Here is a 26,085-nt window from a genome sequence, read left to right on the forward strand (position 1 = left end):
CGAGATCAGCGCGCGCATCGTCGCGGGCACGAACCTGTATCCGGGCGGGTCGCCGTACACGGACTACATCGAGCCCGGCCTCTCCACGGGCCGCCGCATCGCGCGCGAGATCAAGGAAGCCTCGAAGAAGGGGCGGCTCGCCGAGATCGTGAATTGAAACGACGCTCGGCGCGACGATGCGGCTCGGCGCGAGCGAGGTCCGGCCATTGCAAACCGGGACGGCGACTCGACGCGCGCGCCTCGGCCGGCAACCGTTTCATGCAACGGCGAGGCGAGGACCCGCGCGCGTCCCGGGGGGCTCACCCCTTCGCGACCGTCTCGCGCTCGACGAGCGCGAATCGGAGGTCGCGCCCCACCTTGCACGGGACGGGGCCTTGGACTTCGAGGAAGCGCACCTTCGCGCCCTCGGCGATCGCGGCCGGGCGGCACGCGGCCTTGTGGACGCACGCGGCGCCGCACTCGTCGAAGCGGTTCGTCATGCCCGTCCCGCGCGTTGCGGTGGCCGGAATGGCCATGAGGTGCGGCAGGGGCTCGACGTCCACCACCTGCACCTTCCCCTCGAAGACCGTGCAGACGTCGTGCTTCACGGGCCGGACGGCCTTCACGACGTAGCGGCGGCCGACCTCGAGGTTCTGGCAGGTCTTCCGGAGCTTGCAGGGCGCGCACGCCTCGTCGTTCTCGCCGAGGTACGTGAACACCTGGCCGGGCTTCGCGTAGGCGTCGCGGATGATGGTAAGCATCAGGCGACACCCGTCGCGCGGACGAGGTCCTCGGCCGCGTCGCGGGAGAGGCCCTTGTCGCCGAGGATGGTGTAGCGGTCGGGCTTGTTCTCGTGCGCGCGCACGAGCGCGTCGATGATCGTCTTGCGGTCCACGTTCAGCTCGGCGGCCGTCGTCGGCGCGCCGACCTTCGCGAGCGCGTCGCGGATGCGCCGCCAGTCGCCGCCGTGGAGATACATCATCATGATCGATCCGACGCCCACCTGCTCGCCGTGGAGCGCGCGGCCCGGCGCGAGGAGGTCGAGGGTGTGGCTGAACATGTGCTCCGACCCGGAGGCCGGGCGCGAGGAGCCCGCGACGCTCATGGAGACGCCGCTCACGATGAGGCTCTTCACCACGAGCCACACGGCCTCCTCGAGGTTGGGCTTGATGGACTCGACGTTCTCCATGATCATGTTCGCGCTCGTCTCGGCGAGCACGGCCGCGAAGCTCGAGTATTCCTCGCCGCGGAGCCGGTGCGCGAGCTTCCAGTCGAGGACCGCGGTCGCGTTCGAGATGGCGTCCGCGCAGCCGGCCGCGAGCGTGCGGTACGGGGCCTGCACGATGACACCCGTGTCGGCGACGATCGCGAGCGGCGCCTTCGCCTCCTTCGAGGCGGACCCGGCCTCCTCCTTGATGCTCGCGCGCGGCGAGGTGAGGCCGTCGTGGCTCGCGCTCGTCGGGACCGAGACGTAGGGCGCGCCGTGGCGGAACGCCGTGAGCTTCGCGACATCGATGACGGACCCGCCGCCGACGCCGAGGATGACGCCCGCCTTGTGCGCGCGGGCCGCGGCGAGGGCGCGCTCGACGCTCGCCTGCGTCGCGGACGCGGTGACGATGAGCTCGGCCGGGATGCCCCCCTTGGAAAGGATGGCCGCGGCGCGCTCGCCCGCGAGGGCGCGGGTGCGCTCCCCTGTGACGACGAGGGCGGGGCCCGAGAGGTTCAGCTCGCCGAGGAGCCACGCGACGTCGTCGAGGACGCCGTGGCCCACGAGCACCTCGCGCGGGAACGTCATGAGCTTGGACTTCGCGAAGCGGTCCATGGGCAAGGACACTCAGGGCGAACCCCTTCTTAAATCGGCGGGTTTCCCATTCCCCCTGATGGACGGGCTTCGTCAACCCTTTATACTCCCCGACCGGTCGCCCCGACCATGGGTCGGCTCGACCGGATCCGCGCCTTCTACGACCGCCACACGCTCGCCGTCTGGGCGGTCATCCTCGCGATTCCCGTCCTCATCCTCGTCGCGGGTCTCGTGCTCGCGCCGAAGACGTTCTACGACGGGTACGTCTGGCGCGACATCTGGGGTCCTGCGGTCGCGGACGCGCACCAATGGTCCGCCGCCTGCCTCACGGACGAGGGCCGCGTCGTGCAGGGCATCCTCGTCGAAGGCCGCGCCTCGTGTCCCCAGGGCGTCGCCGGCACGCCCGCGGCCGAGGGGTACACCTACCCCTCGGAAGCCACGTACGGCGCGATCCTCGCCGTCTCGCTCTATCTCATCTACACGCAGCTCTTCGTCCGGCGCGGCGTGCGCGCGGACGTGGGCTTCGTCTTCGCCCTCATCCCCATCATCGCGCTCGGCCCCCTCGCGCGCGTGCTCGAGGACGCGAACGCGTTCTGCCGCACGGGGACCGCGTGCGACCCGAGCTTCTGGGCCTACTTCTGGATCAGCCCGTTCGAGTACATCCAGATGGGCTTCTTCACGGTCCTCGCGCTCCTTGCGGGCCTCGCGCTGCGCGACCGCCGCGAAGCCTGGGGCCCCGCCAAGCAGACCCGGGTCGTCGCCGGGCTCGTCGCGGCGCAGGTGGCCGTCATCCTGGCCCTCGCCTGGCTCACGCGCGATCGCCTCTCGATCCCCCTCGTCCCCGTCCTCCCCGTCGCCCTCGTCCTGGGCGGCGCCGCGGGCGTCCTCGCGTACCGCCACCTCGCGCACCGCGAGGGCGGCGACGGCGGCGTGAACCCGACGCTCCTTGCGCTGGGCCTCGCCCCGGCCGCGGCCGCGCTCGCGCTCGACCTCTGGTGGATGGCCGGCAACGTCTGGAGCGAGGCCGCGTGGCGCGGCCAGCTCTACGTGGTCCCCGGTCTCGTCATGCTCGCGATCGCGGGCGCGATCACGCTCGCGGTCTACCTCGTCGGGCGATTCGGCGGGCGGAAGTGGTCGACGCTCGCGCTCTACGCGATGCCGCTCAGCGTCCTCATGCTTCTCGGTCACATGATCGACGGCATCGCGACCTGGATCGCGACGCAGGACCCCTTCGACATGGGGATCCCGCCCTACGGCGAGAAGCACCCGCTCTCGGACGCCTTCCTTCAGCTCGGTCTCGGCGGCCTCGGGTTCCCGCTCATGAAGTTCGTCATGATCGTCGCCATCATCTGGCTCCTCAACCGCGAATTCCACCGGGAAGGCGCGACGGACGCCGACCGCAACCTCGTGGGTCTCATCCAGATGGCGATCTTCGTGCTCGGCTTCGCGCCCGGCGTCCGCGACGTCGCGCGCGTCGTGATGGGGATCTGAACCCGCCCAGCGCGGACCCCCCGGCCCGGGGCCCGACACTCAGAACCTTTTTCCCCGCAAGGGGGTTCCCGGCTTCCATGAGCCGGCGCATCGCCGTCGACGGCGAGAGTCTCTCGATCGAGGACGTGGTCGCGGTCGCCCGCGCGGGCGCCGTGCCGGTCCTCGCCGACGCGGCCCGCCGTCGGCTCGGGGCCTCCCGCGCCGTCGTCGAGCGCTTCCTCGGCAAAGGCGAATCGAGCTACGGCCTCACGAGCGGCGACAAGGTCGGCCGCGTGAAGGTGGCCGTGGACGCCCTCGAGGAGGAAGGCCGCGTCGCGTACGGCATCACGACGGGATTCGGCGAGCTCGCCCGCGTCCACATCCCGCCCTCGAAGGTCCGCGAGCTGCAGCTCAACCTCGTGCGCAGCCACGCCTGCGGCGTCGGCGAGCCGTTTGCGGACGACGTCGTCCGCGCCGTCCTCCTCCTGCGCGCGAACGCGCTCGCGAAGGGTCTCTCCGGCGTGCGGGTGGCCGTCGTCGAGACCCTCCTCGGGCTCCTCGAAAAGGGCGTGACGCCCGTCGTGCCCTCGCGCGGAAGCCTCGGCGCGTCGGGCGACCTCGTGCCGCTCGCCCACGTCGCGCTCGTCCTCGTGGGCGAGGGCGAGGCTCGCTACCGCGGCGAGACGCTCCCCGGCGCCGAGGCGCTGCGCCGCGCCGGCCTCGCGCCGCTCGTCCTCGAGGCGAAGGAGGGTCTCGCGCTCATCAACGGCACGCAGTTCATGGCCGCGCTCCTCGCGCTTTCGGTCGCGGACGGCCTCTCGCTCGTGCGCAACGCGGAGCTCGCGGGCGCCATGAGCCTCGAAGTCCTCCTCGGGTCGGAGCGGCCCTTCGATCCGCGCGTCGCGGACGCGCGCCCGCACGCGGGCCAGCGGGCAAGCGCCGAGAACCTCAGGAAGCTCGTGGCGGGAAGCCCCCTCATCGCGAGCCACGAGGGCTGCCACCGGGTGCAGGACGCGTACTCGCTGCGCTGCATGCCCCAGGTGTTCGGCGCCGTGCGCGGCGTCCTCGCGCACGCGCGCGAGGTGCTCGCGGTCGAGATGAACAGCGCGACCGACAACCCGCTCGTGTTTCCGGACGGCGGGGACGAGGTCGTTTCGAACGGCAACTTCCACGGCGAACCCCTCGCGCTCCTCGCGAGCTACCTCGCGACCGCCTTCAGCGAGATCGCGGCGATGAGCGAGCGCCGGACGGCGCGCCTCGTCGATCCCCGCCTCTCCGAGGGGCTTCCCGCCTTCCTCGCGCGCGACCCCGGCCTCTCGAGCGGCCTCATGATCCCCCAATACGTCGCCGTGGCCCTCGCGCTCGAGACGCAGGCGAACGCGTTCCCGGCGGTGCTCCTGAACGCGCCCACGAGCGCGAACCAGGAGGACCACAACTCGAACGGGCTCGTGGGCAGCCTCCAGGCGCGCGCCGCCCTCGACCGCGCGCGGCTCGTCGTCGCGATCGAGCTCGTGACCGCGGCCGAGGCCGCAGACCTGCGCGCGCCCCTCGCGCTCGCCCCCGCGACGGGCGCGGCCCACGCCGCGCTGCGCGCCGTCGTGCCGCCGCTCGACCGCGACCGGGTCCTGGCGCACGACCTCCTCGCGGCCGCCCGCCTCGTCGAGGACGGGTCCCTTGTTTCGGCCGCCGAGGCCCGAACCGGCCCCCTGCATTGAGCCGGGGCCCCCCGGACGCGTCAACGCCCCCGTAATCTACTTATGAGGCCACGCCCACTCGGCGACCCTGGGACTGGGAGGTTCCACCCTTGGGGAGCGTCCACACCGCCGTCCGCCTCGTGCTCGTCGCCGCGCTCGTCGCGCCCGTTCTTGCCGCCGCCCTCGTCGAAGGCCAGGTCGAGGACGTCGCAAGCGAGCGGACCCGCAAGACCACGCACGTCAAGTTCTACGGGCACGTCTTCGGCGCGGGCCTCGACACGCCGATGCCCGCGAACGCGCAGCCGACGGACGGCGAGAGCAACTACGGTCTCGGCTTCTTCGGCAAGTGCGTGCAGGGCGTCTACTACCAGGGCCTCGCGCCCGACGTCCAGGAAGGCTACCCGAAGACGAACGTCGACTGCGACCGGGGCGACACGCTGAACAAGCTCGCGCTCTTCTCGTCCGCGGGCTTCGTGGACGTGAAGAGCCGCAACCTCTTCCTCTCGCAGGGCGACTACACGCTCTTCCACAACGAGCGCGGCAACACGAAGGACATCGTCCTCGACACGACCCAGGACGTGACCGCGAGCGTCTATCTCTCCCTCGACGCCCACTCGTGGCTCGTCGGCAGCGTCGCGGGCGGATCGAACGAGACGAACTGCCCCTACTACAATCCGCCGGACACGGGCTGTCTCTACCCCTATTGGGGCTGGGACCCGGCCGCGTGGCCGAACTACGAGGTGCGGGCGACCCTCTACGCCGCCGTCCTCGGGGACCACGGGTCCGACCCTTCGGTCGCGCCCCCCATCCGGGAAGCGATCGAATCCGGGAAAGCGCGCGTTCTCGCCGAAGGCAAGAAGCGCATCGACAACGTGATGAACGGCCTGCCGAACGCGCCGAACGTCCTCAAGTTCGAGGTCAACCTCGGCCCGCCCCAATCGCCGGTGGTCGAGCGCGAAGAAAGCTTCTTCCTCGTCTATTCGTGGTACACGGTCGGCCCCGACGGCAAGCCCTTCAACCACGACAACTGGCGCCTCTGGGCGGGCGAATACTACCCGCCCACCTTCACGCTCCCCGTGAAGAACGCCTTCGACGTCGAGCTCGTCGTTCCGCGCTTCCTCCACGGGAAGCTCGCGATCCTCGGCCTCATCTCGACGCCGTGGGGATCCTATGACGTCGATCCGCGCGAAACGAAGCTCGTCGTGGAATCGGATCGTGGCGAGATCATCGTGCCCGAGAGGGTCCTCGTCTACAGCGACTTCTTCACCGGCCACGGGGCGCACTACAAGCCCGTGAACGTGACCTACATCTGGGATTACGTCTCGGACGGGCTCAAGCCGGGCCTGTACCGCGCGACCGTCTCCGCGAAGAATTATCAGCATTCGGCCTCGGCCGCCTGCAGCGCCACCTTCACGATCGCGAAGGACGGCTCGGCGGGCGACGTCACCGTGGGCCGCTGCGGGCTCTCGACGGAGGCGTTCCTCGCGACCGGCCCCGCGACTTCGGCGGGCGGTGGCGAGGCCGGGCCGGAGAACGGTCGCGGCCGCGCGGCGCCCCCGCCCCGCGGGCTCCTGCCCGTCGACGCCGCGAAGGGGGTCCTCTGATGAGCCGCATCCTCCTTGCGCTCGTCCTCGCGGCCTCCGCCGCGAGCGCGGGCTGCTTCGGACTCTTCGGCGCCGAACCCGTCGAGAAGGCCGCGATCGACGAGGGCGTCGGCGCGCTCACGAACGACACGGAAGCGAAGCTCGCGGAGCGCGTCGCCCCCGTGCCCCGCACGTTCACGTTCCCGGGTCAGGTCGCCCTCCCCTCGCGAACGCTCTGGAAGAACTGGACGCTCGACGCCTCGGCCGCGACCGCCTATGCGGACCGCAACAATCGCGGCGGCAACTTCTACGGCGGCGTCGTCCACAAGGAGGACGTGGCGGGCTACATCCCGCCGGGCCAGCCCGTCGAGATGCGCGTCAAGCTCTTCGCGGTCATGGGCCCCGGTTCGTCGGCCGCGATCAACGTCTACGCGAACGTGCCCGGAACGATGCTCTTCGAGGATCCGTCCGACGAAGACGAATTCAATTGGAAGTACACGGCGAAGAGCCACACGATCAACACGATCGGCGTCGCGGGCGAGCCGCACGAGGTCGGGATCATCGTCCACAACGGGCGCATCGCGCCCGGAAGCTCGCTCTCCGTCACCGTGCGGGTCGATTTCGAGTACGTCGCCGACGTCCTCACGCCCTACCATCCGTGGGCGTTCCAGGTCCCCGCGAACGCGACCGGCATCACCGTCACGAGCGTGAAGGCGGGCGGTCCCGAGCACGTGAAGTCGAAGTTCATCCTCGTCGGCCCCGACGACGACCTCGTCGCGACGATGGAGTACAACGACATCGCGCTCGAATCCGGGAGCGCGTTCATCCCCGTGAAGTCGGGCGGCGAGCACGTCCTCTACGCCTACACGATGGAAGGCGGCTTCCTTTCCCTCGCGACCGACGTGGGTCTCGCCACCCGCGAGGCGCGGCCGCTTCCGCTCGCGATCGAGCGCGTCGTCGACAAGGCCGGACCCGCGCCCGGCGTCGTCGAACGCGACTGGGGCCGCGGCATCTCCGACCGCGCCGTCGTGACCCCGATGACGGGCCAGGAGTCCATCGCCTTCAACGTCGACGGGTCCTTCCCCCTCGCGATCCACGCCTGGATCGGCGAGCCGGGCGCGACCTCGGTCTCGGGCATGGCGCAGATCCGCGTCGTGGGCCCGAACGGCCTCGTCGCGATGGCCGAGCGCGTCCTGCGCTACGACGACGCGCGCGGAAACCTGGGCTACACGAACGACCGGTTCAACACGGTGTTCGACCCCACGAAGCTCGCGAAGGGCGCCTACAAGGCCGAGGTCGTGAACGACGGCACGGCTTCCCTCGGTCACACCCTCGTCACGTACGTCCGGTGATCCCATGACGAACCGCCACGTTCTTCTCGTGCTCGCCACCGTTTCCGCCCTCGCGCTCGCCGGCTGCACCGGCGCCGTCGTGGATCCCAAGGACGACGCCCTCTCGAAGCAGGGCGGCGCGAACGCGACCGCCCCCGCGACCGGCAATCTCACCGCGCCATCGCCCCCCGGCCCCGTCGCGCGCGCCCAGGTGTTCGAGACCGGCGGCGCGCTCCTCTACGCGACCCCGTTCGAGGGCGGAGACGGCCTCGTTCCCCGCGCGGTGACCGAGAACGTCTCGATCACGTTCTCCGCGAGCGAGTCCGAGAGTCCGGGCCGCGTCGCCTCGCTCACGGGCTACGCCTGGCGGTTCAGCGACGGCCGGACGCTCGAAGGCGTCACCGTCTCGCGGACGTTCGAGGCGGCGGGCGTCTACGAGGCCCGCCTCACGGCGACCGATTCGAATGGCCGGTCCGACAACATCACGCTCAAGCTCGGCGTCAATCCGGCCGTCGTGGCCGAGGTGTCGGTCGCGCGCGACATCGTCCCGCTCATGGCGGACCCCGCGATCGGGGCCGAGTTCGAGCTCGTGAACATGAAAACGCACGCGTTCGCGGTGAACGATTCCGTGCACGGCGTTCCCGCGAAGCTCGAGAAGCTCGTGATCCGGGTCGCGCCCGACCAGACGCCGACCGCGCTCGACCTGAACCTGCGGGCGCGCAACGAGACCGCGACCTTCGCATCGGCCTTCGGCGTCTCGCAGTCCGAGACGATCGTCCTCTCGTCCTTCCCCGTCGGGAAGCTTCTCGTGGACGTCGTGCTCAACCAGGGGGTCGCGGGCGGATACGTCCTCACGGTCGAGATCCATTACCGCCCGATCCACCCCGCGGTCGCCGCGCTCCTTGCGGGCGACGGACACGCCCACGCGCACTGATCAGCGCGCGCGTCGGGAAGCCGCGTAGACGAGCGGCAGGATGAGCGTCGCGTCGCCCTCGATGTTGACGAAGCGCGCCGTCTCCTTGAGCTTGCCCCAGGAGATCGCCTCCTCGAGGCGCGCGCCCGAGAGCGATCCGTCGTACTCCTGCGCCGTCGTGATGTACACCGCGTGGTCGAGCCCGTCGCGGAACTGGCTCCACCAGATGGCGTGGTGCTTCGAGATGCCGCCGCCGAGCATCACGGCGCCGAGCTCCGTCGCGCCGTACACCAGGTCGGAAAGCGCCTGCTCGTCCGCGATGAGGTCGAAGCCGATCCCGCGCCGCTTCTGGCTGTGGAGCCACACCTGCGACCCGACGGCGCCGTCCGTGGGGCCGGGGACGAACACGGGGACGTCGCGCTCGTGCGCGGCGCGGAGGATCGAGTGCTCGGTGCGCGGCTCGCGCGCGAGGCGCCGGCCGAGTTCGCGGCACAAGTCCTTCGTGCTCCAGTACGGCTTCGCCGCGAACATCTCCGCGAACCACGGCTGGAGACGCTCCTCGAGGATCTCGCCGTACGACTCGTTCGGGACGAGGACGTTGCCGAGGCGGTTCACGCCGCGCTGGTGCAGGTCCTTGTCGTCCATCGCGAACGATCCCTGGTAGTAGTCGCGCCAGCTCCGCGCGAGGTCGTGGTCGAGCGTGCCGCACGTCGTGATGACGGCGTCCACGAGGCCGTCGCGGATCATCTGCGCGATGACGCCGCGGAGCCCGGTCGCGACCATCGCCGCCGGGAAGGAGAGGATCGTCGTGACCTTCGGGTCCGCGCAACGCGCGAGGATCTCGGCGCCGAGCGCGAGCTTCTTCGCGCTGAAGCCGCCCGCCTGGAACATCGCCTCCACGAGGTCGGCCGCGCCCATCGCGGGGTCGACCGTGTAGTCCCGCACCGGGTCGAGGCTCCCGCGCAACGCCTCCGTCGTGGACATCGCGGCGCGATCGGCGAGGCGCTATAAAGCGTTCGCGGGGGGCTCACACGGCGCGCTCGTACGTCACGACGTGGACGACCGCGTGGCACCGGCAGGCCTCCGCCGACACCTCGAGGGTGTGCGGGCCGGGGCGGAAGTTGTGGTGGTCGACGCGGTACTCGCGCGTGCCGGGCACGAGCGGGAGGCCGAAGCCGAACCCGGATCCCACGACGCCGTATTCCACGTAGCCCGGGATCTTGCGGACGAGCACGTCTCCGTGGGCGTTCGCGAGGTGGATCGTCGCCGTCTTGGCCACCGCGAGGGAGACCTCCGCTTGCTCGGCGTCGAGGCCCGCGCCGACGCGCAGCGGGACGGTCGGGAACTCGATCGGGAAGGTCTTCTTCGGGTTCGTCTCCCCGTCCGACACGGCGAAGCGCCAGCTCTTCCACCGCATCCCGAGCGGGAGCGCGCGCTCGGGGCTCGGCGCGTCGAGGGAGACCGTCACGAACCCGTTGTCCGTGTGATCGACGAGCAGCACGTAGTCTCCCGGACCGACGAGGGGCGTCGCATGGGCCTGCTTGTTGGACGACAGCGCGCATTCGCAGAGGAGCCTGTCATCGGGCCCGAAGAGGCGGTAGTGGCTGAGCACGCCCTTCGCGGGGTCGATCGGGACGCCCGAGACGATGAAGCGCGTGGCGTTCGCGGGAACCTCGATCTGGAGGGGAACGCCCGCGGGGATGCCGCCCTCGACGAAAGTGAGCGTCGCGGTGAGCTTGAACGCGAGCGGCTCAAGGATGAGGCCGGACCAGCAGACGACGCCGAATCCGGAGTAGGTGTCCTCGCCGTGGAACCCCTGGTCGCTGAAGTTCTGGCGCTGCGGGCCCCTGGCGTCGCCCCGCGCCGTGTAGTCGCCGCCTTCGCGGCCCCCGATCGAGTAGACGAGGTGCAGGTCGGCCCAGGAGTTGTCCTTGTTCTCGTACTCGAGGGCGACGTCGAACGTGAAGACGTCGCCGGGCCGCAAATCGTCGCCGAGGCTGAACCATCGCCAGTTGTGCGAGATGGGCGTGCGGCCCGTGGGCAGGCAGTTCGTCGTGTTCAGGGTGCCCGCGCGCTCGACGACGATCGGCTCGCGCGCCGGGTTCGTCTTGAAACGGACGGGGTGCGCGACGACCTTCTCCGTCCCGGAGGCGTTGTCCACCTCGACCTTGAAGGGCTTCTTCGGGCCCACGGGGGACGTGCCCGCGACGGCGCCCGCGTCGACCGAGTCGTTCGCGGCGGCGAGGGGGTCCGGGGCGGGCATATCGGCCGCGGGACCGAAGCACCCGGCGAGGGCGGGGAGGGCGAGGGCGAGGACGATGAGGATCGCGCGCATGGGCCTCGATCGGTCACCCCTGAAGGGACCTAAGAGCCTTGTGGTGAACGTGTTGAGCCGTGGCCCGGGCGGGGACGGAGGCTCACGTGACGACGTCCGCGAGGCGACCCGTCTCCGCGGCGCGACGGATCTCGAGCGCGACGCGGCGCCCCGTGCTCATGGGGCGTCGCCACAAGGCGTTCCCGTACGGGTGCCCCAGCGCGAGGTGCACGTTCGTGCCGCCGCCCACGCGGGGCGCGACGTCGTAGATGTAGAAGTTCATGTCCTTGTCCACGCACGTCTGCAGGCAGAAGGGCCCGATGATGCCGGGCTTGTAGTGCTCCTTGGACGCCGTGACGAACTTCTCCGCGAGGTCGTACACGTCCTCGAGCAGGCTCTCCCGGAGCGTCGCCGAGTTGTGGCCGACGACCGTCATCTCGGGGATGGCCTGCTTGCCGTGGAGGCGCAGCTGCTGCGCGGCGGGGAGGCGCACGTGGCCGTCGAGGCTCGACTCGAACCTCCAGTCGACGCCGAGGAGCTCGAGCGCGCTCGCGTCGTCCTCGAGCGGGGACCAGAAGAAGTTGAAGTTGAACACGGGACCGATGATGTAGCGCTCGATGCGCGCCTTGTCAAGGCTCTCCTGGTCGATGACGCCGTCCGCGAGGAGCTTCGCGGCCTTCTCCTTGTACTCCTCGAACGAGGCGGCCGTGAAGAAGCCGCGCTCGAGCTTCTTCTTCGCGTGATGGAGCTTCACGATGGAGAGCTCCGTGATGTCCTCGGGCTTCGCGATCTTCTCGGGGAACGGGAGGCCGGCCTTCTCGAGGAGCCAGTAGTAGTCGCGCTGCTCCGTGCGCTCTTCGCTCCGGAGCATGGCCCGGTTGCCGAAGATGGGGACCTCGAACGCGTTCTCGACGGCGTCGATGCCGCAGTAGACCGTGAAGGAGCGGTTCGGGACGAAGACGGCGTTCTCGGCGCGGAGGATCTCCTGCGTCCTCGGAGAGACGGCCTCGCGGAACTTGGGGAGGACGAGCGTGCGGTCGACGCACCCGCGCACGAGGCGGCCGCGCGCGTCGCGCCGGGCCTTGAAGTAGCGGTCGTACGTGAGGTGGCGTCCGTCCTCCGCGACGACGAGCGTCCGGAGGCCTTCGTCGGCGGCGCCGTCCGCAACGTCCACCGCGCTGTGGCTGCCCAGGACCGCGACGGTGAGCTTGCGGGGGTCGTAGCTCTCGAGCCGCTCGAGGATCCGCGCCCGGGGGATCATGCGCTCCCGAGAGCCGTGCGTCCCACAAGAAGGTTTCCGGGCTAGCCCCGGCCGACGAACCGGGCGAGGCGCGCGAGACCCTCCGCGAAGCGCTCGGGCGGGGCCCCGAATCCCAGACGGAGGTGTCCGGGGAGCCCGAAGTACGTCCCGGGCGCGACGAGGGTCCGCTCCCCGGCGAGGAGCCGGCGCGCGAAGGCCTCGTCGTCGACGCCGGCCGGGAGGCGGGGGGCGAACGCGACCCCGCCGTCCGGTTCAACCCAGTCGAAGAACGACTGGCCGTCGAGCCATTTCTCGAGGCGGCGCCAGTTCTCGTCCCGGATGGCCCGCGCACGGGCGAGAAGCGGCGCGCGGCGTTCGATCGCCTTGAGGGCGAGGCGCTGGAGGAGGGGGCTGTTCGAGATGGTCGTGAGGGCCTTCGCCTCGCGGAAGGCGGCGCGCAGCGGCTCCTCGGCGACGATCCACCCCGTGCGCAGGCCCCCGAGGCCGAGGCATTTCGTGAGGCTTCCCGCGACGACGATCGACGGGTGGAGGCCGAAGGCCGTCGGCGTCGGCTTCCGGGCGAGGTCCCGGAAGACCTCGTCGACGAGGACGACGGCGCCCACCTCCGAGGCGGCCTCCGCGATCGCGACGAGATCTCGGGGCGGCACGACGATGCCGGTCGGATTGTTGGGGCTTGCGAGCGACACGAGGCGCGTCCTCGGCGTGATCGCGCGCCGGACCGCGTCCGGGTCGAGGCGGAAGGCGTCCTCGAAGGGGCGCGCGACCGGCACGACCTTCGCGCCGAGGGCGCGCGGCACGCCTTCGAGCGGCCAGTACGTGGGGCGCTCCACCACGACCTCGTCGCCGGGGCCCGCAAGCGCGAGCGCGACCGCGAGGTCCGCCTCCGACGCGCCGACCGTGACAAGGACGTTCTCCTCGCGCGCGCCGTGCAGGCCCGCGATCGCGCGCGCGACGTCGCGCTCGTTCGGGACTTCGCCGTAGTCGAGATCCGCGATCGCGAGCGTCCCCTCGCCGAGGTCGGCGAGGGACGCGGCCGCGATGCCCGAATGGGCGAGGAGGCATTCCGCCGTACGCTCGTGCTCGGCGAGCCAGTTTTCGAGGCGGAACGGGGCGAGGCGCACGGGGGACGACCGGTCCCCGACGCCATCAAGGTTCGGGCGGCGGCGGCGCGCGGCCGTCACGGCGACCGTTCGAGGCGCCGGTAGCGCCGGGCCTGCTCGACGCGCGGGTCCTCCGGGATCCGCACGAGCTCGAAGGCCGCAAGCGCCGCGAGGATGAGGCCGAACCCGAGCTCGAATCCGTTCGTCGGGAAGCGGTAGCCGAGGCCGAGCAGGAGAGGGGAGGCGGCCATCCAGAGGCCGAACACGAGCACGGCCGCGAGGTAGCCGCGCGAGGTGCCGGCGGCGCCCTCGTACTGTCGCCAGATCACGATGCCCATGGTGAACAGGATGACGAGGGTGGCCCCGATGTCGGAGACGGCGAGCTTGCGGTCGGGCCCCGTCTCCGTCACGAGGAGCCCGAGGCTCAGGAAATGGGCGACCGCCGCGATCGCCACGATCGTCCAGCTGGTCTTCGTGACCACCGACCGCGCCGCCATGGCCTCCTTTCCCGGCCTCGGCCTTGAAGCGATTCCGACCGCCTCTTCGATGGTCCGGCCGGCTGCGGGCAACGTATATGACCGGGACGGACCAAGGGAACCGCCATGCCGGATCCGCATCGCGGCGGCGACGAGCCGACGAGCCTTCCTCGCCAGGTCCTGCTCGTGGTCGACGACGAGGTCGACATCCGCGAATCGCTCAAGGACCTCTTCGAGGGCGGCCTCGAGGGCGTGGACGTGAAGCTCGCCGAAAGCGGTCCCGAGGCCCTCGCGATGCTCGCGGACGTCGACGTCGACGCGATCGTCACCGACTACAGGATGCCCGGCATGAGCGGGCTCGAGTTCCTCGCGGAAGCCCGCCGGATCGCGCCCGACATCCCCGCGATCCTCATCACGGCGTACCCCGACCTCGACCTCGCGATCCGGGCCGTGAACGAAGCCCGCGTCACGAGCTTCTTCACGAAACCGCTCGAGCCCGTGACCGTCCTCGACGTGGTCCGCCGCGCGCTCGACGACCGCCGGGCGGACGACCTGCGCAACCGCGCCTTCGCGCGGTCGCTCGACCTGCTGCGCCGCGAGATGCGCGGCCACTGAGGGCCGCTTGACGACCGCCGGGCCGCGATGACGCGAGGGCGCTCGCGCGGGCGGCTTGCGATCGCTACACGAGCTCGCGCGCGGGCGGCTTGCGATCGCTACACGAGCTCGCGCGCGCGGGATGCGACGGAATCGATCCGCGGGCGGAGCGCCGGAACGACGGGAGCGGGCGCCGCGAACGGGACCGCGAAGCGGAACGTCGCCCCCAGGCCTGGACCCGGGGACTCGCCCCAGAGGTGCCCGCCGTGCAGATCGACGATGCCTTTCGAGACGTAGAGGCCGAGACCGCTTCCGCCCCGCCGGGCCGCATCCGGCTCGTGGAGCTGGCTGAACGGCTGAAAGAGGCGCGAGGCCGCCTCGGCCGTAAATCCGAGACCGGTGTCGCGGACGGAGACGAGCGCCTGCCCCGGGAGGCGTCGGGTCTCGACCTCGACGAGCCCGCCGTCGGGCGTGAATTTCATCGCGTTCGAGAGGAGGTTGAACAGGACCTGCGTGAGACGCTTCGCGTCTCCTTCGACTTGGAGGTCGGGGTCGAGCCTGACCTCGAGGCGGATCGACCGCTGGCGCGCGGCCTCGTGGAAGCTCTCGACGGCTTCAAAGACGACGCGGTTGAGGTCGACCGGCCGCCGCTCGATGCCCACGCGCCCCGCCTGGAGCTTCGCGACCTCGAGCACGTCTCCGACGAGGCGGCTCAACCGGTCGACGTTGCGCTCGAGGATCCGGATCGCGCGATCCTGCGGTTCGCTGAGCGGGGAGGCGCGCAGCACGTGGATCTGGAGCTTGATGGGCGTGAGCGGCGTGCCGAGCTCGTGCGCGGCCGTGTTGATGAAAAGCGTCTTGAATTCGTCAAGCTCCTTCAGGCGCTCCAGCTCCTTCATGCGCTCGATGCCCGCGACGCGCTCGGCTTCGAGGCGCTTGCGCTCCGTCGTGTCGCGGATGATCCACGTCACAAACCTCCCCTCGGCCGTTTCGAGGGGGCTTGCGGCGAGGTCGGCATCGAACAGCGTCCCGTCGGCCCGCGCGCACGTGACCTCGATCGGCTCGTCGCCGGTCCCGCGCGCCTCCGCGAGCGAGGCGAGCGCGCGCGTCCGCCCCGGCCCGCCCGCGAGGAGGCTGCCCACGAACTCCCCGACGAGGCGGCCCCGGCCGCGGCCGAAGGCGCTGTCGGCGCGCGAGTTCGCGAGCGTCACGCGACCCGCCGGATCCAGGATGACGATGGGATCGGGCGCGCCCTCGACGAGACGCCTGAACCGCGCTTCGGCGACGCGGGCCGCCTGCGTGTCCGCCTCGCTCTCGAGGCGCGCGCGGATGTGGCCGAGACTTTCGCGCGCAAGCAGCGCGCCGAGGGCGCCGAGGAAGAGGATGTAGGTCGCGCGCACGGCCACCTCCGCCCCGTGGCCCGCAAGCTCGCCGGTGGCGCCGAGAAGCAGGAGGTACGCCGCCGCGTAGCCGACCGCGACCGCGAGCGTCGCGCGCGCGTCGAAGCGCAGGAAGACCGCCGCGAGCGAGACGTACCAGAGCACGTAGAACGGGGACTCGAATCCGCCGGTCGCGTGGATCCAGACGGCGATGAGGCCCGCATCGGCCGCCGTATAGGCCCAGCTGCGCGCGAGCAGGGGCTTGGGACGCCGCGCCCCGAGGGTCACGGCGAAGAAAGCGTACCCGAGGGCAACGCCGATCACGGCGAGGGCGAGCGTCTCGTGCGTGCCGTCGCGGGGAAGGAACACGAGATAGAGGAGGCTGTTGAAGGCGACGACGGCGGCCCGCACCCATGCGATGCCGACCTCCGCGCGCGCCGCCTTCGCAAGCGCCGCGTCGACGAGCGCCATCCACCCCGTCATCGGGCGGCAAGAGGGTTAAACGCGCGCCCGCCGGCGCGACACCCCGGCTGCACGCGAGGCCCGCAGGGTATTTAGCGGGCCCCTGCGCTTTCCGGCCGGTCGCCATGAGCAAGAAGCGTCCTCTGGACGTCCTGAACGGGAGCCTCAACAAGCGCGTCATCGTCCACCTGCGCGGCGGACGCGAGTACCGCGGGCTCCTCGATGGCTACGACCACCCGCACATGAACCTCGTCGTGAAGAACGCGGAGGAGGTCACGAACGTCGGGAAGCCCGACGAGAAGACGACCGCCCGCGAGCTCGTCGTCATCCGCGGCGACAACATCATCTACATCAGCCCCTGAGGGCCGGTGCGTCGCTCGCCCGCTCGCGGTCCCGCGCCGGTCCGCCTTCGGAGGAAGCGCGTCGGAGCCCGAAGACCGGGACCGGGGCGAACGCCGCGGGGCGGCCCCGGGCGGGCCGGATGCCGTTGCTGTTGGGAAACAAGAAGCGGGCGCGCTTGGGGCGCGCCCGGCGCTCGTCCTTTCAGCCGCGGTTCTTGATCTGGAGCACCTCGACGATGCGCTCCGCCTCGGCCTCGGGGACTTCGAGGCTCTTCGCGATGCGCTCGAGGAACTTGAGTTCGTCGTCCGAGACCTCGCCGTCGGCGAGGACGAGGTCGGTCGAGATCGCGAAGGCCGTCGCGCGCAGGTCCTTCGGGATCGCGGCGGACGATTCCGCAAGGAGCGTGTCCACGCCCTTCGAGCGGGCGCGCTTCACGACCTTCTCGAAGACGGCGTTGAATTCGCGGGGGTTCATCGCGCGGAAGAGCTTCATGCGGGAAAGCGTCGCGCCCAGGCTCTGCGCCTCCTCCTCGGTCAGGACGCCGTCGGCCGCGACAGCCGCAAGCGCGATGCCGGCGAAGCCTTCCGCCGCGTTCAACTGGCCTTCCGTTCCGCGGAGCTTGTCGAAGAGACCCATGGGGATCGCTCGTGATTCAGGGTCCCGCACTTGAGCCTTTCCCATGGCGGGCCGGGCCGCCCCGTTGTGAAACCTGCTCACTCCGCTTCACAGCATTTAAATAGGGTGGGGCCCTCTGACGCCCTATCCCGGTCGAGGACGTGGCCTTCGGGTCGTGTCTGGAATCGGGACAGTGAGTGGATTAGAATGGGTTTCCGTGACCGCCCCAGCGGTCCCCGCGAGATGTTCGACGCCGTGTGCGCCGACTGCAAGCAGCAGACGAAGGTCCCCTTCCGCCCGACGGAGGGTCGCCCGGTGTACTGCCGCGACTGTTTCCAGAAGCGCTCGCCCCCGCGCAGCGGCGGCGGCGGCTACCGCCGCTGAAGCAATTCGGCCTACGGCGCGACGGCCGGGCGCGCTGGTTTTCCCGGCCCACGTTTTCTTCTTCACGAGCTTCGAGCGACAGCCCTCCTCCGAAGCCCAAAAATACCGCGCCGCCCATCGGGCGGCCGTGACGTCCCTCGCCCTCCCCCAGTCCCCGGAGGACCTCGAGTCCTTCTCGGGCCCGTTCGGCTACGCCGTGGTGCGCAAGCCCACGAGCGCGACCGCCCCGAAGAGCATCGGGAACTCCGAGGGCAAGTTCTTCGGATTCCATCGCGTCGTCTTCGTCCTCAAGGGGCGCGGCACCGACGTCTACCAGGTGAAGGACCTCGACGAGGGGCGCCTCGTCGCGAAGACGCTCGTCGACCATGGACACCTGAACGGCCTCAAGCCCAACGGCGGCGGCCGCTACAAGCCGTGATCACCATGCCCAGGGAGACCGCCGCGGACGTCGTCGAGAAGCGCCGGCAAGACCGCCTCAAGGGCGCCTCCACCTGCACCGCCTGCGGGTCGCGCGCCGTCACGGGGGGCGGCGCCGCGACGCCGGGCGCCCCGTACCGCATCCTCAAGGGCGGCATGCACCTCGGCGACGTCCCGCTCACGCGCGACGACCACGTCTGCCACTTCTGCTACATCTCCGGCCGCGTCCGGGACCGCACGCCGGTCTGACGTCCGGGCGGCGCGCCGCGGGCCTTCATTCGTTCCGTCGCCGCGTGGCGGCGCGTTCGGCCTGTCGGCGCTCGCGTTCCGCCTGGTCCTCGGCGAGGCCTTCCCACTCGAGGCCGGACGGCTCGCCCGCGCCTTCCGCGCCGTCCTCCCACGCCCGCATGAGGCCGAGCCACGCGCCGCGGACGTGGCGATAGACGAAGGGGAAGGCGAGCGCGAAGACGACGAACGTCAGCGCGAAGCGGGCGTCCCGTGTCAGGCCCGGGACGGCGCCGAGGACGAGCCACGCGAGCGCCGCGAACGGAAGCGAAAGGATGAGCGTCGTCTCCGTGGAGCCGAGCCATTCGCCGCGCTCGCGCATGTGGCGCACGCCGCAGGCGGGACAGCGCCTCGCGGGCGTGATGAATCCGGTGAAAAGCGGCGCCCGCGCGCAATTGGGGCACCTGAGGGCGAGGCCGCGGCCGATCGCACGGAGCGTCACGCCCATGGCGTGGAACGGGCCTTTGGCCACGATAAGGATTCTTGCACGGGAGAAGGGTCGGGCGGCCGGTCGACCCGGCCGCCCGGTGCCGCGTCAGAGCGCGACGGGGCTCGCGAGGCGCCCGATGACCTCGTCCTTGCGGGCCTTCGAGGCGTCGAGCACGACCTCGAGCACGTCGGCGAGGCTCTCCGCGAAGACGAGCTCCACGCGCTTGTCGTCCTCGTCGAGGAGCACGTCCTTGCGGGCGTTCTCGGGCACGATGACCCCGCGGTAGCCGAGCTCGGCCGCCGCCTCGATCATCTGCGTGACGCCGGGGACGTTGCGGAGCGACCCGCTCACGGTGAGCGTGCCCACCATGGCCCAGCCCTGGTCGACCGGGACGCGCTCGAGCGCGCTTACGGCCGCGACGGCCGCCGCGAGGCCGATGCCGTCGGCCTCGATCTTCTCGTCGGCGACGAGCGCCTGCACGTGGACGTCGAACTCCTTGATCGTCTCGCCGCGCATCGTCTTGAGGAGCGCCGAGACGTTGTCCGCGGCCGTCGGGCTCATGGCGTGGAGCGCGCGGTTCGCGATGAACGTGCCCGCGTGCCGGTTGAGCGCGGGCGTGACCGCGGCCTCGACGGGGACGACCATGCCGGCGGGCTCGCCGACCTCGCCCGTGCCGATGAAGCCGAGGCCCGTCGCCGCGCCGACGACGCTGCCCGAGACCCTGACGGCGTCGTTCGAGCGCTGGCGCTCGATGTCCCTGTCCAGGATCTGCTGCTCGAGCGAGCGGCTGATGCGCTTCGCGTGGCGGACGTGCTCGCTCGTGACGACGGGCGCGCCCGCCTCGCGGGCAATGTCGCCGGCCGTCCGCACGAGACCGCCGAGCTCGCGCAGCCGGAGCGTGAGCTTCCCGCTGCGGCCGCTGCGACGCTGCGCCTCGCGGATGACGAGGGCCGTCGCGTCGAGGTCGAAGTGGGGGATCTTGCCGTCGCGCTGGACCTCCTGCGCGACGAAGCGGACGAGCTTCCGGCGGTTCTCGGCCGTGTCGTCCATGGAGGACTGCACGTACACCTCGTAGCCGTAGCCGCGGATACGGCTGCGGAGCGCGGGGTGCATGCCGGTGTAAGCGCCGTCGGCAGGCTTGACCGCGTCCATGTTGCCGGCCGCGACGAGGATGAACTCGGTCGGGAGCGGCGTCGTGCGGACCATGGCGCCCGAGGAACGCTCGGACTGGCCGACGATCGAGTACTGGCGGTCCTGCATCGCCGTGAGGAGGGCCTGCTGCGAGTCGAGGCGCAGCACGTTGATCTCGTCAATGAACAGGATGCCCTTGTGCGAGCGGTGGATGGCGCCGATCTCGACGCGGTGGTGCGTCGGCGTCTCGAGGCCGCCCGACTGGAACGGATCGTGGCGCACGTCGCCGAGGAGCGCGCCCGCGTGCGAGCCGGTGGCGTCCACGTATGGCGCGGGCTTTGCCTCGGGGCCGTTCTCGTAGAGGAGCTTCGGCACGTACGTGTCCTCCTTCACGCGCCACTGCTGGTAGAGCATGATGAAGAAGAGCGCGACGAGGATGCCGATGAGCGTCGCCATGTAGTCGTTCTTCAGGATGAAGAACACGACGCCGAAGGCGACGATGCCGACCGCGATCACGATCTCGAGGGCGCGGTTCAGGTAGACCTTCTTCCTCGCCTTCTCGCGGGAGGCGGAGAGGATCTCCCGCGCCGTGCCGCCCGGCACTTCCTTCGCGATGGGCTGGTTCGGGTCCTTCGGGTTGGGGTAGACGAGAACGTCGTTCTGCTTCTCCATCGGGAGGAGCTCCGTCATCGCCTTCGCGATCATCGACTTGCCCGTGCCGGGGTCGCCGATGAGGAGCAGGTGCCGCTTCTGGTTCGCGGCCTTGACCGCGACCTCGACCGCCTGGTCCTGCCCGATGACCTGGTCGATGAGCTTCGTCGGGACCTTCACGTCCGCGGTCGTCGTGATGCCTTCGCCGCGGATCCACTGGTGGGGATCGGACGACTCGACGTCGACCAGAGCGGCCGGCTGCTTCGTCTCTTGCGTCATGTCACTCTTCTCCGTGCTCGGTTTCGATCGTGTTGGATTGGAAGCGTCCGATGAGGGCGCGTCCGACGACGAGGCCCGCGAGGAGGACCCCGGTGAGGATGAACTGCGGCGTGAACGGCCGATCCTGCTCGAGGCTCAGGTCCGTCGCGACCTCGGACGGCGTCGTCTCCGCGGGCCGGTTGCCGTCGCGCAAGTCGCGCTCCATGAGCTCGCCGTAGACGAGCGTGCCCGCGTCCGAGTAGACCACGAACGGGCGCGACATGAACGAGAACATCCCGTCGCGCGTGTCCTCGGCAACGGGCTCGGACCAGCGGCGCGGATCGGGCGTGCCGTGGAGGCGCGCGCCCTCGCGGTCCGTCTTGAGCGTCTGCCGCGAGAGGAGCTGCCCCATCGCGTCGAGCGCGACGAGGTACTTCCGCTCGCGCGCCTTCGAAAGGAGCTCGTCGTCCTGCGGCGGGCGCTGCGGGCGCTCGGCGTAGACGAGGTAATAGGCGTCGGTCACGGGCTGGTACGCGAGCGCGTGGACGCCCGCCGTCATGACCGGCCCGAACGACTTGTTGTGGACGAGACGGCCCGAATCGACGGGTCGCGACCAGTTCTCGGCGAGCTTGCCCGTCGAGAAATAGACGCGGACGCGCTCGGGGGCCTCGACGACGACCGAGGCGACCGCGATGCGGGCCTTCGCGCCGACCGTGAGGAGCGCTTGGCCGCCGAAGTTGAGGCGACTGCGGAAGGTGAGGTTCGCGGCGGCGGGGTCGAGGCGGTGGAAGGCGAGGTCGCCCACGAGCGCGCGCTCGTCGGGCAGGTATCCGTTCGAAAGGGTGCAGCCGAAGAACGCGAAACCGCCCGTCGCGACGACGTTCGTGAGGTCGTTGCAGGGGCCCACGGGACGCGTCGCGTTCCAGCCTGCGGTCGAATCCATGGTGGACCACGCGACGCGCGCATAGGGCGAGGGACCGAGCTCGGACCGCTCGTCCGCGGCGATGCCGTACTCCTGCCACGCGACGAAGACCTCGCCCGCCGCGCCCGCGACGATGGACATGCGAGCGTGGCGCGCGGCCTGCGTCTCGAGCGCCATGAGCGAAGGCGTCGCGCTCAGGTTGTCGAGGCCGGGGAACGCGCCGAGACGGTGGACGGCGAGGACCGTTTCCGCGGCGGCGCCCGCGCCCTTCGACCAGAGGGACGCGAGCGCGACGCGGCCGTCGGGGGACACGGCGAGGGCCGCGTCCTCGGCGCGGAAGCCATCCGAGGGCGCGGTGACCGCGATCGAGCGGAAGTCGATGCCTTCATTGTCGCTTGCGAGAAGGACGATGCCGCCGTCGCGCGTCGTGCGGGTGGCGCCGTCCGCGACCGGCTTGCCGACGAGCGCGGACACGAGCACGCGCTTCGGGTCGCGCGGGTCGACGATCACGCTCGGCGCGCCGTACGACGAGCCCTCGAGGGCGTGCCGATAGGGACACGGGGCGCGGTCGATCGCGACCGGGTCCGTCGAGGGGCAGTTGAAGCGGACGACGTAGCCGTTCACGTAGTCCTCGGGCTCGGGCTCCGGAACCGGCCCGTTCCCCCGCTCGGTCGCCCCGGGTCGGGCGGCCGGCACGTCCACCACGCGCGGAAGATCGAGGTCGCCGACGGGACCGAGCGCGAGCGCGCCCGGAAGCAGCATGAGCGCGGCGACGAGAAGGGCGACGCGCATCACTTGCCCCTCCCGCTGCCTGCGGCCGCCGCGTTGCGCGCGGCGAGAAGTCGCCGCACCGCCTCGGCCGCGGTCGCGCCCGCGATGACGCCGGCGCCCGTCACGACGGGAAGCGTCGTGGAGACCGGGACAGGCTCAGGCACGGGCGGCGCGGTGGACGTCGGCTGGATGATCTCGCGCTGGTCGTCCTCGAGGATCTCGGCCGTGACGACGACGCCGTAGTCCGCGAAGACGAAGAACTGGCGGCCCTGGTAGTCGAGCAGGTGGTCGCGCGTGTCGCCGTAGGGCTTCGCGTTGCCGCGCGATTTGCGCGACCCGAAGACCTCGCCCTTGTCGCTCACGTCGAGGTCGAGGTTGAAGATGACCGTGCCGAGCGGATCCACGACGGCGAGGTATTTGCGGTAGAGCGGGGCGCGCGACGCATTCGGCGATTCGCGGCGGTCCTGCTCGAAGTAGATCATGTGGATCGTGTTCGTGTCCGTGCGGTAGTTGATCGCGTTCACGCGCGCGATGCTCACGTTCAGGCTCGCATTGTGGATCTGGTCGCCGAACGGGTGCGCGGCGGACCAGCCCTCGCCGAGGCGGCTTGTGGCGATCTCGGCGCGGACGCGGTCGCTGCCCGTCACGTTGGGATCGCCGGGGATCGCCTCGACGGTCACGATGGCCGTCGTTCCGAAGGGGTCCATCGCGAGCTTCGGGTCGCCGCCCTTGAGGGGCGTCTTGCTCACGATGCGGCTTGCGCCCAGAACGGGGTCGAGCTCGACGAAGACGATGTCGCCCGCCGCGACGCCCGGGACGAGGTCGAAGTTCGCGCCGGCCTTGCAGCCGAAATAGATCTTGCCGCGGTTCGCGATCGGGTTCGTGATGTCGTCGCAGGGGCCGACGAGGACCTTGTCGTCCAGCATGGACCACGGCGAGATGGAGTCGGCGAACGTGATCGCGCCCGCGACCCAGCCCGTGAGCGAGCGCCCGAGGATGCTCGTTGTCTTGTTGGCGGGCGCGGACTCGTGCCAGAGGAGCACGATGCGCTTGTGCTCCGGCAGCTCGATGAGCGTCGGCTCCGCGATGGTGGTTCCGGACTCGCGGTTCTTGAGGATGGCCGCCGGGATCGCGTAGGTGAGCCTGTCGAGGGTGCTGTCGAACTTCCAGAGCGCGATGCTGTAGTCCCACGGGTCGGATCCCGCGGAGTCGCGCGGGCGGTGGGCGTAGAGCGAGGCGACGTTCATGTTGCCAAGCGAATCCATGATGATGTGCGTGTCCTCGCCCGTGACGTGCAGGTTGTTGTTCCCGCCGTCGCCGAGGCCGCGCGGGTTGCTGTAGGGCTGGTCGCTCCACGTCGCGCCCGCCGTGAGCGTCGTGTGGACGGTGTGCTGCTGCCCGCGGCGCGAAAGGTTCGTCGGGCCGTCGCCGGAGCTCCCGTGGAGGCTCGCGAACGCCATGCGCTCGGGGAAGAGCGGGTCGATCGCAAGCGACGGATTGCCGAGGATGTCGCTCACGTCGATGATGCGGTTCGGGCACGGGAAGACGCGCGTCGAAAGAAGCGCGCTCGGGCACGTGAAGTTCAGCTTGTAGGACCCGGCCGTCGCGGCGGTCTTGAGGCTGTAGCCCGCGGGGGCGAAGGGCGAGGGAAGCACCGTCGACGGAGCCTCGAACGGGAGGGGGTCCTCGGCCACGGGCGCGCGCAGGAGGGGCGGCACGCGGGGCGACGGCGCGAGGTGGAGGTCCGGGACCGCCCCGTGCGCGGCGCCGACGGGCATCGCGGCCACGACGAGCAGGAGGGCGGCGGCGATCTTCCAGGCGGGGTTCATCGGCGCGCCTCCTCGCGGGGTCCCATCCAGGACGGCTGGTCGCCGCCCCAGCTCGTCTCCGTGAACGTGTCGCGGGCGATGACGGGGAGCACGAGCGCGGAGCCCTCGGCGCCGTCGAAGTGGACCGTGCTCATCGCGTAGGCCGGCGACGAGTACACGTAGTTCATGTCGCTCGCCGTGACCGTGATGCCGATCGCGTGGCCCTTCGGGAACACGTAGTCGTTGGGCTGCATTGCGGCCTTGACCGTGTAGAGCGTCGCGGGCGCCGCGGCCTCGGCGGTGTCGGGCCCGTTGCGGTGCCGGAGCGTCGCGACGCCGCGGTTCAGGAGCGTCCACGATCCGTCGGGGCTCACGTCATAGAGGCGCACGACGTACTGCGCCTGCGGGCGGTCGGCCTCGACGCGCAGGTGCACGGCGGGTCGCCCCGCGTAATGGATGTCCTCCTCGAGGACACCGCTCCTGAAAACGAGGCGCGAATCGCTCGCGGTCGACTCCATGCGCGCATCGCGCGCGCCGAACGCCTGGCCGTCCTCGAAGGGGTTGTCGCGCAGGCGCATCGTCTCGGCCTGTGTTGCGAGACCGAGGCCGAGAAGGCCGCCCACGCTCCGGGTGGGGGCGGGGGTGTCATTCGTCGCGATGTGGATCGCCCCGGGCGCGAGCGCGAAACGCGTCTCGACGAGGTCCGCCGGCGGCCACGAGGTCTCGAGGCGCCACCGGCCGAAGTTGTCCTGCACCTCGACGAGCCCGTAGGTCCCGTTGATGCCGTTCGGGAGCCCGAGAAGATGATAGTCCATCCACTGGATCGCGAGGCGGCGGAAATCGTCGCCGCGGCCCGTGTTCGCGGCGTTCGGCTGGGCATGGTCCATCTGCCAGAGGAATCCGCGCTTGGGACCGCCGTAGTTGTTGTACCACGGATCGATGTGGTCGGGACGCGCGTTCACGTCGGCGAAGCCGTGGACGTAGAGCATCGGGGCGCGGGCGTCCTTCGCTTTCTCGCGAATGTCGCGTTCGCGCATCCACGCGTTGTAGTCGCCCGTGAAGTCGTTGCTGCCCGCCTGGTTGACGACGAGGCAGTGCTGGTGCGTGAGGTGGTCGATGTCATACGGATCGTGCTGGTTGACGCCGATCTCGTAGTTGTAGAGGAGGGGCGAGTGCGGCGTCCAGCCCTGGTATTTGGCGCCGCCCTTGCCGACGACGTGGTACCAGTCCGCGACCGGGGCGATGGGGATGATCGCCGCGAGGTGCTTCGGCGTGTTCGCGGCGGCCATCTGCTGCGTCCAGCCGTCGTAGGAGCCGCCGATCATGCCGACCTTGCCGTTCGACCACGGGAGCTGACCGAGGAAGTCGACGACGGTCGCCGCGTCGGCCTGCTCCTTCGGGCCGCCGAGGTCCACGCAACCGCCCGACGACCGCGTGCCGCGGAGGTCGACGAGCGCCACCGCGTAGCCGCGCGGAAGGAACCAGTCGATGTAGGCCGCGTAGGTCGAATCGGGGTCCGGGTAGTTGTTGTCGTCGCGCTGCTTCGCGCCCGCGAAGTAGGGCGAGATGATGGCGACCACGGGGAACGTGCGGTTGGGGAGGTCCGCGCGCCAGACGTCGGCGGCGAGGGTGACGCCATCGAAGGTGGGGATCCGGTGCTCCTCGTGGAGGAGGTCGTACGTGTCGAGCTCCTCCGAGAGGCCGTGGAGGTCGA

General features: G+C 70.7%; 25 protein-coding genes. 11 read left to right on the plus strand and 14 right to left on the minus strand.

All coding sequences use genetic code 11. The features are described from left to right. A partial coding sequence (locus VM889_00130) for a DUF1297 domain-containing protein (protein HVL46945.1) occupies nucleotides 1-157 on the plus strand: 157 nt, incomplete at its 5' end. Between the two features lie 142 nt (nucleotides 158-299). Here VM889_00130 and VM889_00135 read toward each other — a convergent pair. Both VM889_00135 and VM889_00140 read right to left on the minus strand, forming a co-directional pair. Next, nucleotides 300-740 carry a UPF0179 family protein gene (locus tag VM889_00135; GenBank protein HVL46946.1) on the minus strand — a complete coding sequence of 147 codons (441 nt, stop codon included), beginning with the start codon at nucleotides 738-740 and terminating at the stop codon, nucleotides 300-302. Then, nucleotides 740-1,801, minus strand: a complete 1,062-nt coding sequence (locus tag VM889_00140) for an NAD(P)-dependent glycerol-1-phosphate dehydrogenase (GenBank protein HVL46947.1) — start codon at nucleotides 1,799-1,801, stop codon at nucleotides 740-742. Before VM889_00140 ends, VM889_00135 begins: the two co-directional genes overlap by 1 nt. Nucleotides 1,802-1,909: 108 nt before the next feature. Between VM889_00140 and VM889_00145 the strand changes: the two genes are divergently transcribed. From VM889_00145 to VM889_00165, 5 genes are all read left to right on the plus strand, one after another. Next, nucleotides 1,910-3,271, plus strand: coding sequence for a DUF63 family protein (locus VM889_00145; protein ID HVL46948.1), 1,362 nt, complete (start codon nucleotides 1,910-1,912; stop codon nucleotides 3,269-3,271). A 77-nt stretch (nucleotides 3,272-3,348) separates the two neighbouring features. Next, complete coding sequence (gene hutH / locus VM889_00150; GenBank protein ID HVL46949.1) at nucleotides 3,349-4,965, plus strand: histidine ammonia-lyase; 1,617 nt, start codon at nucleotides 3,349-3,351, stop codon at nucleotides 4,963-4,965. Between the two features lie 89 nt (nucleotides 4,966-5,054). After that, nucleotides 5,055-6,548 carry a hypothetical protein gene (locus VM889_00155; protein ID HVL46950.1) on the plus strand — a complete coding sequence of 498 codons (1,494 nt, stop codon included), beginning with the start codon at nucleotides 5,055-5,057 and terminating at the stop codon, nucleotides 6,546-6,548. Continuing rightward, a complete protein-coding gene (locus VM889_00160) occupies nucleotides 6,548-7,879 on the plus strand; it encodes a hypothetical protein (GenBank protein ID HVL46951.1) in 1,332 nt (443 codons plus the stop codon). The genes VM889_00155 and VM889_00160 overlap by 1 nt, the downstream gene beginning before the upstream one ends. 4 nt (nucleotides 7,880-7,883) lie before the next feature. Beyond that, a complete protein-coding gene (locus tag VM889_00165; protein HVL46952.1) occupies nucleotides 7,884-8,792 on the plus strand; it encodes a PKD domain-containing protein in 909 nt (302 codons plus the stop codon). Here the strand turns inward: VM889_00165 and VM889_00170 are convergent, their stop codons facing one another. The 5 genes from VM889_00170 to VM889_00190 form a co-directional block, all read right to left on the minus strand. Further along, entirely contained in the window at nucleotides 8,793-9,755 is a 963-nt protein-coding gene (locus VM889_00170) for a deoxyhypusine synthase (protein ID HVL46953.1), read from the minus strand. Nucleotides 9,756-9,798: 43 nt separating this feature from the next. Continuing rightward, nucleotides 9,799-11,106: a hypothetical protein gene (locus tag VM889_00175; GenBank protein ID HVL46954.1), complete on the minus strand. Its 1,308-nt coding sequence runs from the start codon at nucleotides 11,104-11,106 to the stop codon at nucleotides 9,799-9,801. Nucleotides 11,107-11,188: 82 nt separating this feature from the next. Beyond that, on the minus strand, nucleotides 11,189-12,346 hold the full coding sequence (locus VM889_00180; protein ID HVL46955.1) for a formate--phosphoribosylaminoimidazolecarboxamide ligase family protein: 1,158 nt from the start codon (nucleotides 12,344-12,346) through the stop codon (nucleotides 11,189-11,191). Nucleotides 12,347-12,387: 41 nt separating this feature from the next. Then, nucleotides 12,388-13,467, minus strand: coding sequence for an aminotransferase class I/II-fold pyridoxal phosphate-dependent enzyme (locus VM889_00185; GenBank protein HVL46956.1), 1,080 nt, complete (start codon nucleotides 13,465-13,467; stop codon nucleotides 12,388-12,390). 56 nt (nucleotides 13,468-13,523) lie between these two features. Beyond that, the gene (locus VM889_00190) at nucleotides 13,524-13,943 is read right to left on the minus strand and encodes a hypothetical protein (protein ID HVL46957.1); all 420 of its coding nucleotides are present in this window, start codon (nucleotides 13,941-13,943) and stop codon (nucleotides 13,524-13,526) included. Between the two features lie 105 nt (nucleotides 13,944-14,048). Between VM889_00190 and VM889_00195 the strand changes: the two genes are divergently transcribed. Then, nucleotides 14,049-14,537: a response regulator gene (locus tag VM889_00195; GenBank protein HVL46958.1), complete on the plus strand. Its 489-nt coding sequence runs from the start codon at nucleotides 14,049-14,051 to the stop codon at nucleotides 14,535-14,537. Nucleotides 14,538-14,635: 98 nt separating this feature from the next. On the opposite strand, the gene VM889_00200 is transcribed toward VM889_00195, so the two are convergent. Next, the gene (locus VM889_00200; protein HVL46959.1) at nucleotides 14,636-16,366 is read right to left on the minus strand and encodes a PAS domain-containing sensor histidine kinase; all 1,731 of its coding nucleotides are present in this window, start codon (nucleotides 16,364-16,366) and stop codon (nucleotides 14,636-14,638) included. A 116-nt stretch (nucleotides 16,367-16,482) separates the two neighbouring features. Between VM889_00200 and VM889_00205 the strand changes: the two genes are divergently transcribed. Further along, nucleotides 16,483-16,719, plus strand: a complete 237-nt coding sequence (locus tag VM889_00205) for an LSM domain-containing protein (protein HVL46960.1) — start codon at nucleotides 16,483-16,485, stop codon at nucleotides 16,717-16,719. 181 nt (nucleotides 16,720-16,900) lie between these two features. Here VM889_00205 and VM889_00210 read toward each other — a convergent pair whose 3' ends face one another. Further along, nucleotides 16,901-17,335, minus strand: coding sequence for a tellurite resistance TerB family protein (locus VM889_00210; GenBank protein ID HVL46961.1), 435 nt, complete (start codon nucleotides 17,333-17,335; stop codon nucleotides 16,901-16,903). A 222-nt stretch (nucleotides 17,336-17,557) separates the two neighbouring features. Between VM889_00210 and VM889_00215 the strand changes: the two genes are divergently transcribed. From VM889_00215 to VM889_00225, 3 genes are all read left to right on the plus strand, one after another. After that, on the plus strand, nucleotides 17,558-17,698 hold the full coding sequence (locus VM889_00215) for a CxxC-x17-CxxC domain-containing protein (GenBank protein ID HVL46962.1): 141 nt from the start codon (nucleotides 17,558-17,560) through the stop codon (nucleotides 17,696-17,698). Nucleotides 17,699-17,825: 127 nt separating this feature from the next. Continuing rightward, entirely contained in the window at nucleotides 17,826-18,116 is a 291-nt protein-coding gene (locus VM889_00220) for a hypothetical protein (protein HVL46963.1), read from the plus strand. Nucleotides 18,117-18,121: 5 nt separating this feature from the next. Then, on the plus strand, nucleotides 18,122-18,364 hold the full coding sequence (locus tag VM889_00225) for a hypothetical protein (GenBank protein HVL46964.1): 243 nt from the start codon (nucleotides 18,122-18,124) through the stop codon (nucleotides 18,362-18,364). A 25-nt stretch (nucleotides 18,365-18,389) separates the two neighbouring features. On the opposite strand, the gene VM889_00230 is transcribed toward VM889_00225, so the two are convergent. The 5 genes from VM889_00230 to VM889_00250 form a co-directional block, all read right to left on the minus strand. Continuing rightward, nucleotides 18,390-18,848 carry a DUF983 domain-containing protein gene (locus tag VM889_00230; protein HVL46965.1) on the minus strand — a complete coding sequence of 153 codons (459 nt, stop codon included), beginning with the start codon at nucleotides 18,846-18,848 and terminating at the stop codon, nucleotides 18,390-18,392. Nucleotides 18,849-18,935: 87 nt separating this feature from the next. Then, on the minus strand, nucleotides 18,936-20,891 hold the full coding sequence (gene lonB, locus VM889_00235) for an ATP-dependent protease LonB (GenBank protein HVL46966.1): 1,956 nt from the start codon (nucleotides 20,889-20,891) through the stop codon (nucleotides 18,936-18,938). Between the two features lies 1 nt (nucleotide 20,892). Beyond that, the gene (locus VM889_00240) at nucleotides 20,893-22,584 is read right to left on the minus strand and encodes a hypothetical protein (protein HVL46967.1); all 1,692 of its coding nucleotides are present in this window, start codon (nucleotides 22,582-22,584) and stop codon (nucleotides 20,893-20,895) included. Beyond that, entirely contained in the window at nucleotides 22,584-24,392 is a 1,809-nt protein-coding gene (locus tag VM889_00245) for a hypothetical protein (GenBank protein ID HVL46968.1), read from the minus strand. Before VM889_00245 ends, VM889_00240 begins: the two co-directional genes overlap by 1 nt. Then, nucleotides 24,389-26,085 (minus strand): CocE/NonD family hydrolase (locus tag VM889_00250; GenBank protein HVL46969.1); only part of this gene is annotated, 1,697 nt, incomplete at its 5' end. The genes VM889_00250 and VM889_00245, both read right to left, overlap by 4 nt.

It is taken from the genome of Candidatus Thermoplasmatota archaeon (genome assembly GCA_035540375.1).
Lineage (GTDB): Archaea > Thermoplasmatota > SW-10-69-26 > JACQPN01 > JAJPHT01 > DATLGO01.

Coding starts and splice junctions, on each gene's coding strand:
- VM889_00195 (HVL46958.1), top strand. CDS start 14,049: ATGCCGGATCCGCATCGCGGCGGCGACGAGCCGACGAGCCTTCCTCGC.
- VM889_00135 (HVL46946.1), bottom strand. CDS start 740: ATGCTTACCATCATCCGCGACGCCTACGCGAAGCCCGGCCAGGTGTTC.
- VM889_00190 (HVL46957.1), bottom strand. CDS start 13,943: ATGGCGGCGCGGTCGGTGGTCACGAAGACCAGCTGGACGATCGTGGCG.
- VM889_00225 (HVL46964.1), top strand. CDS start 18,122: ATGCCCAGGGAGACCGCCGCGGACGTCGTCGAGAAGCGCCGGCAAGAC.
- VM889_00160 (HVL46951.1), top strand. CDS start 6,548: ATGAGCCGCATCCTCCTTGCGCTCGTCCTCGCGGCCTCCGCCGCGAGC.
- VM889_00140 (HVL46947.1), bottom strand. CDS start 1,801: ATGGACCGCTTCGCGAAGTCCAAGCTCATGACGTTCCCGCGCGAGGTG.
- lonB (HVL46966.1), bottom strand. CDS start 20,891: ATGACGCAAGAGACGAAGCAGCCGGCCGCTCTGGTCGACGTCGAGTCG.
- VM889_00180 (HVL46955.1), bottom strand. CDS start 12,346: ATGATCCCCCGGGCGCGGATCCTCGAGCGGCTCGAGAGCTACGACCCC.
- VM889_00245 (HVL46968.1), bottom strand. CDS start 24,392: ATGAACCCCGCCTGGAAGATCGCCGCCGCCCTCCTGCTCGTCGTGGCC.
- VM889_00145 (HVL46948.1), top strand. CDS start 1,910: ATGGGTCGGCTCGACCGGATCCGCGCCTTCTACGACCGCCACACGCTC.
- VM889_00200 (HVL46959.1), bottom strand. CDS start 16,366: ATGGCGCTCGTCGACGCGGCGCTTGCGAAGGCGGCGCGCGCGGAGGTC.
- VM889_00175 (HVL46954.1), bottom strand. CDS start 11,106: ATGCGCGCGATCCTCATCGTCCTCGCCCTCGCCCTCCCCGCCCTCGCC.
- hutH (HVL46949.1), top strand. CDS start 3,349: ATGAGCCGGCGCATCGCCGTCGACGGCGAGAGTCTCTCGATCGAGGAC.
- VM889_00215 (HVL46962.1), top strand. CDS start 17,558: ATGTTCGACGCCGTGTGCGCCGACTGCAAGCAGCAGACGAAGGTCCCC.
- VM889_00205 (HVL46960.1), top strand. CDS start 16,483: ATGAGCAAGAAGCGTCCTCTGGACGTCCTGAACGGGAGCCTCAACAAG.
- VM889_00240 (HVL46967.1), bottom strand. CDS start 22,584: ATGCGCGTCGCCCTTCTCGTCGCCGCGCTCATGCTGCTTCCGGGCGCG.
- VM889_00170 (HVL46953.1), bottom strand. CDS start 9,755: ATGTCCACGACGGAGGCGTTGCGCGGGAGCCTCGACCCGGTGCGGGAC.
- VM889_00165 (HVL46952.1), top strand. CDS start 7,884: ATGACGAACCGCCACGTTCTTCTCGTGCTCGCCACCGTTTCCGCCCTC.
- VM889_00210 (HVL46961.1), bottom strand. CDS start 17,335: ATGGGTCTCTTCGACAAGCTCCGCGGAACGGAAGGCCAGTTGAACGCG.
- VM889_00230 (HVL46965.1), bottom strand. CDS start 18,848: ATGGGCGTGACGCTCCGTGCGATCGGCCGCGGCCTCGCCCTCAGGTGC.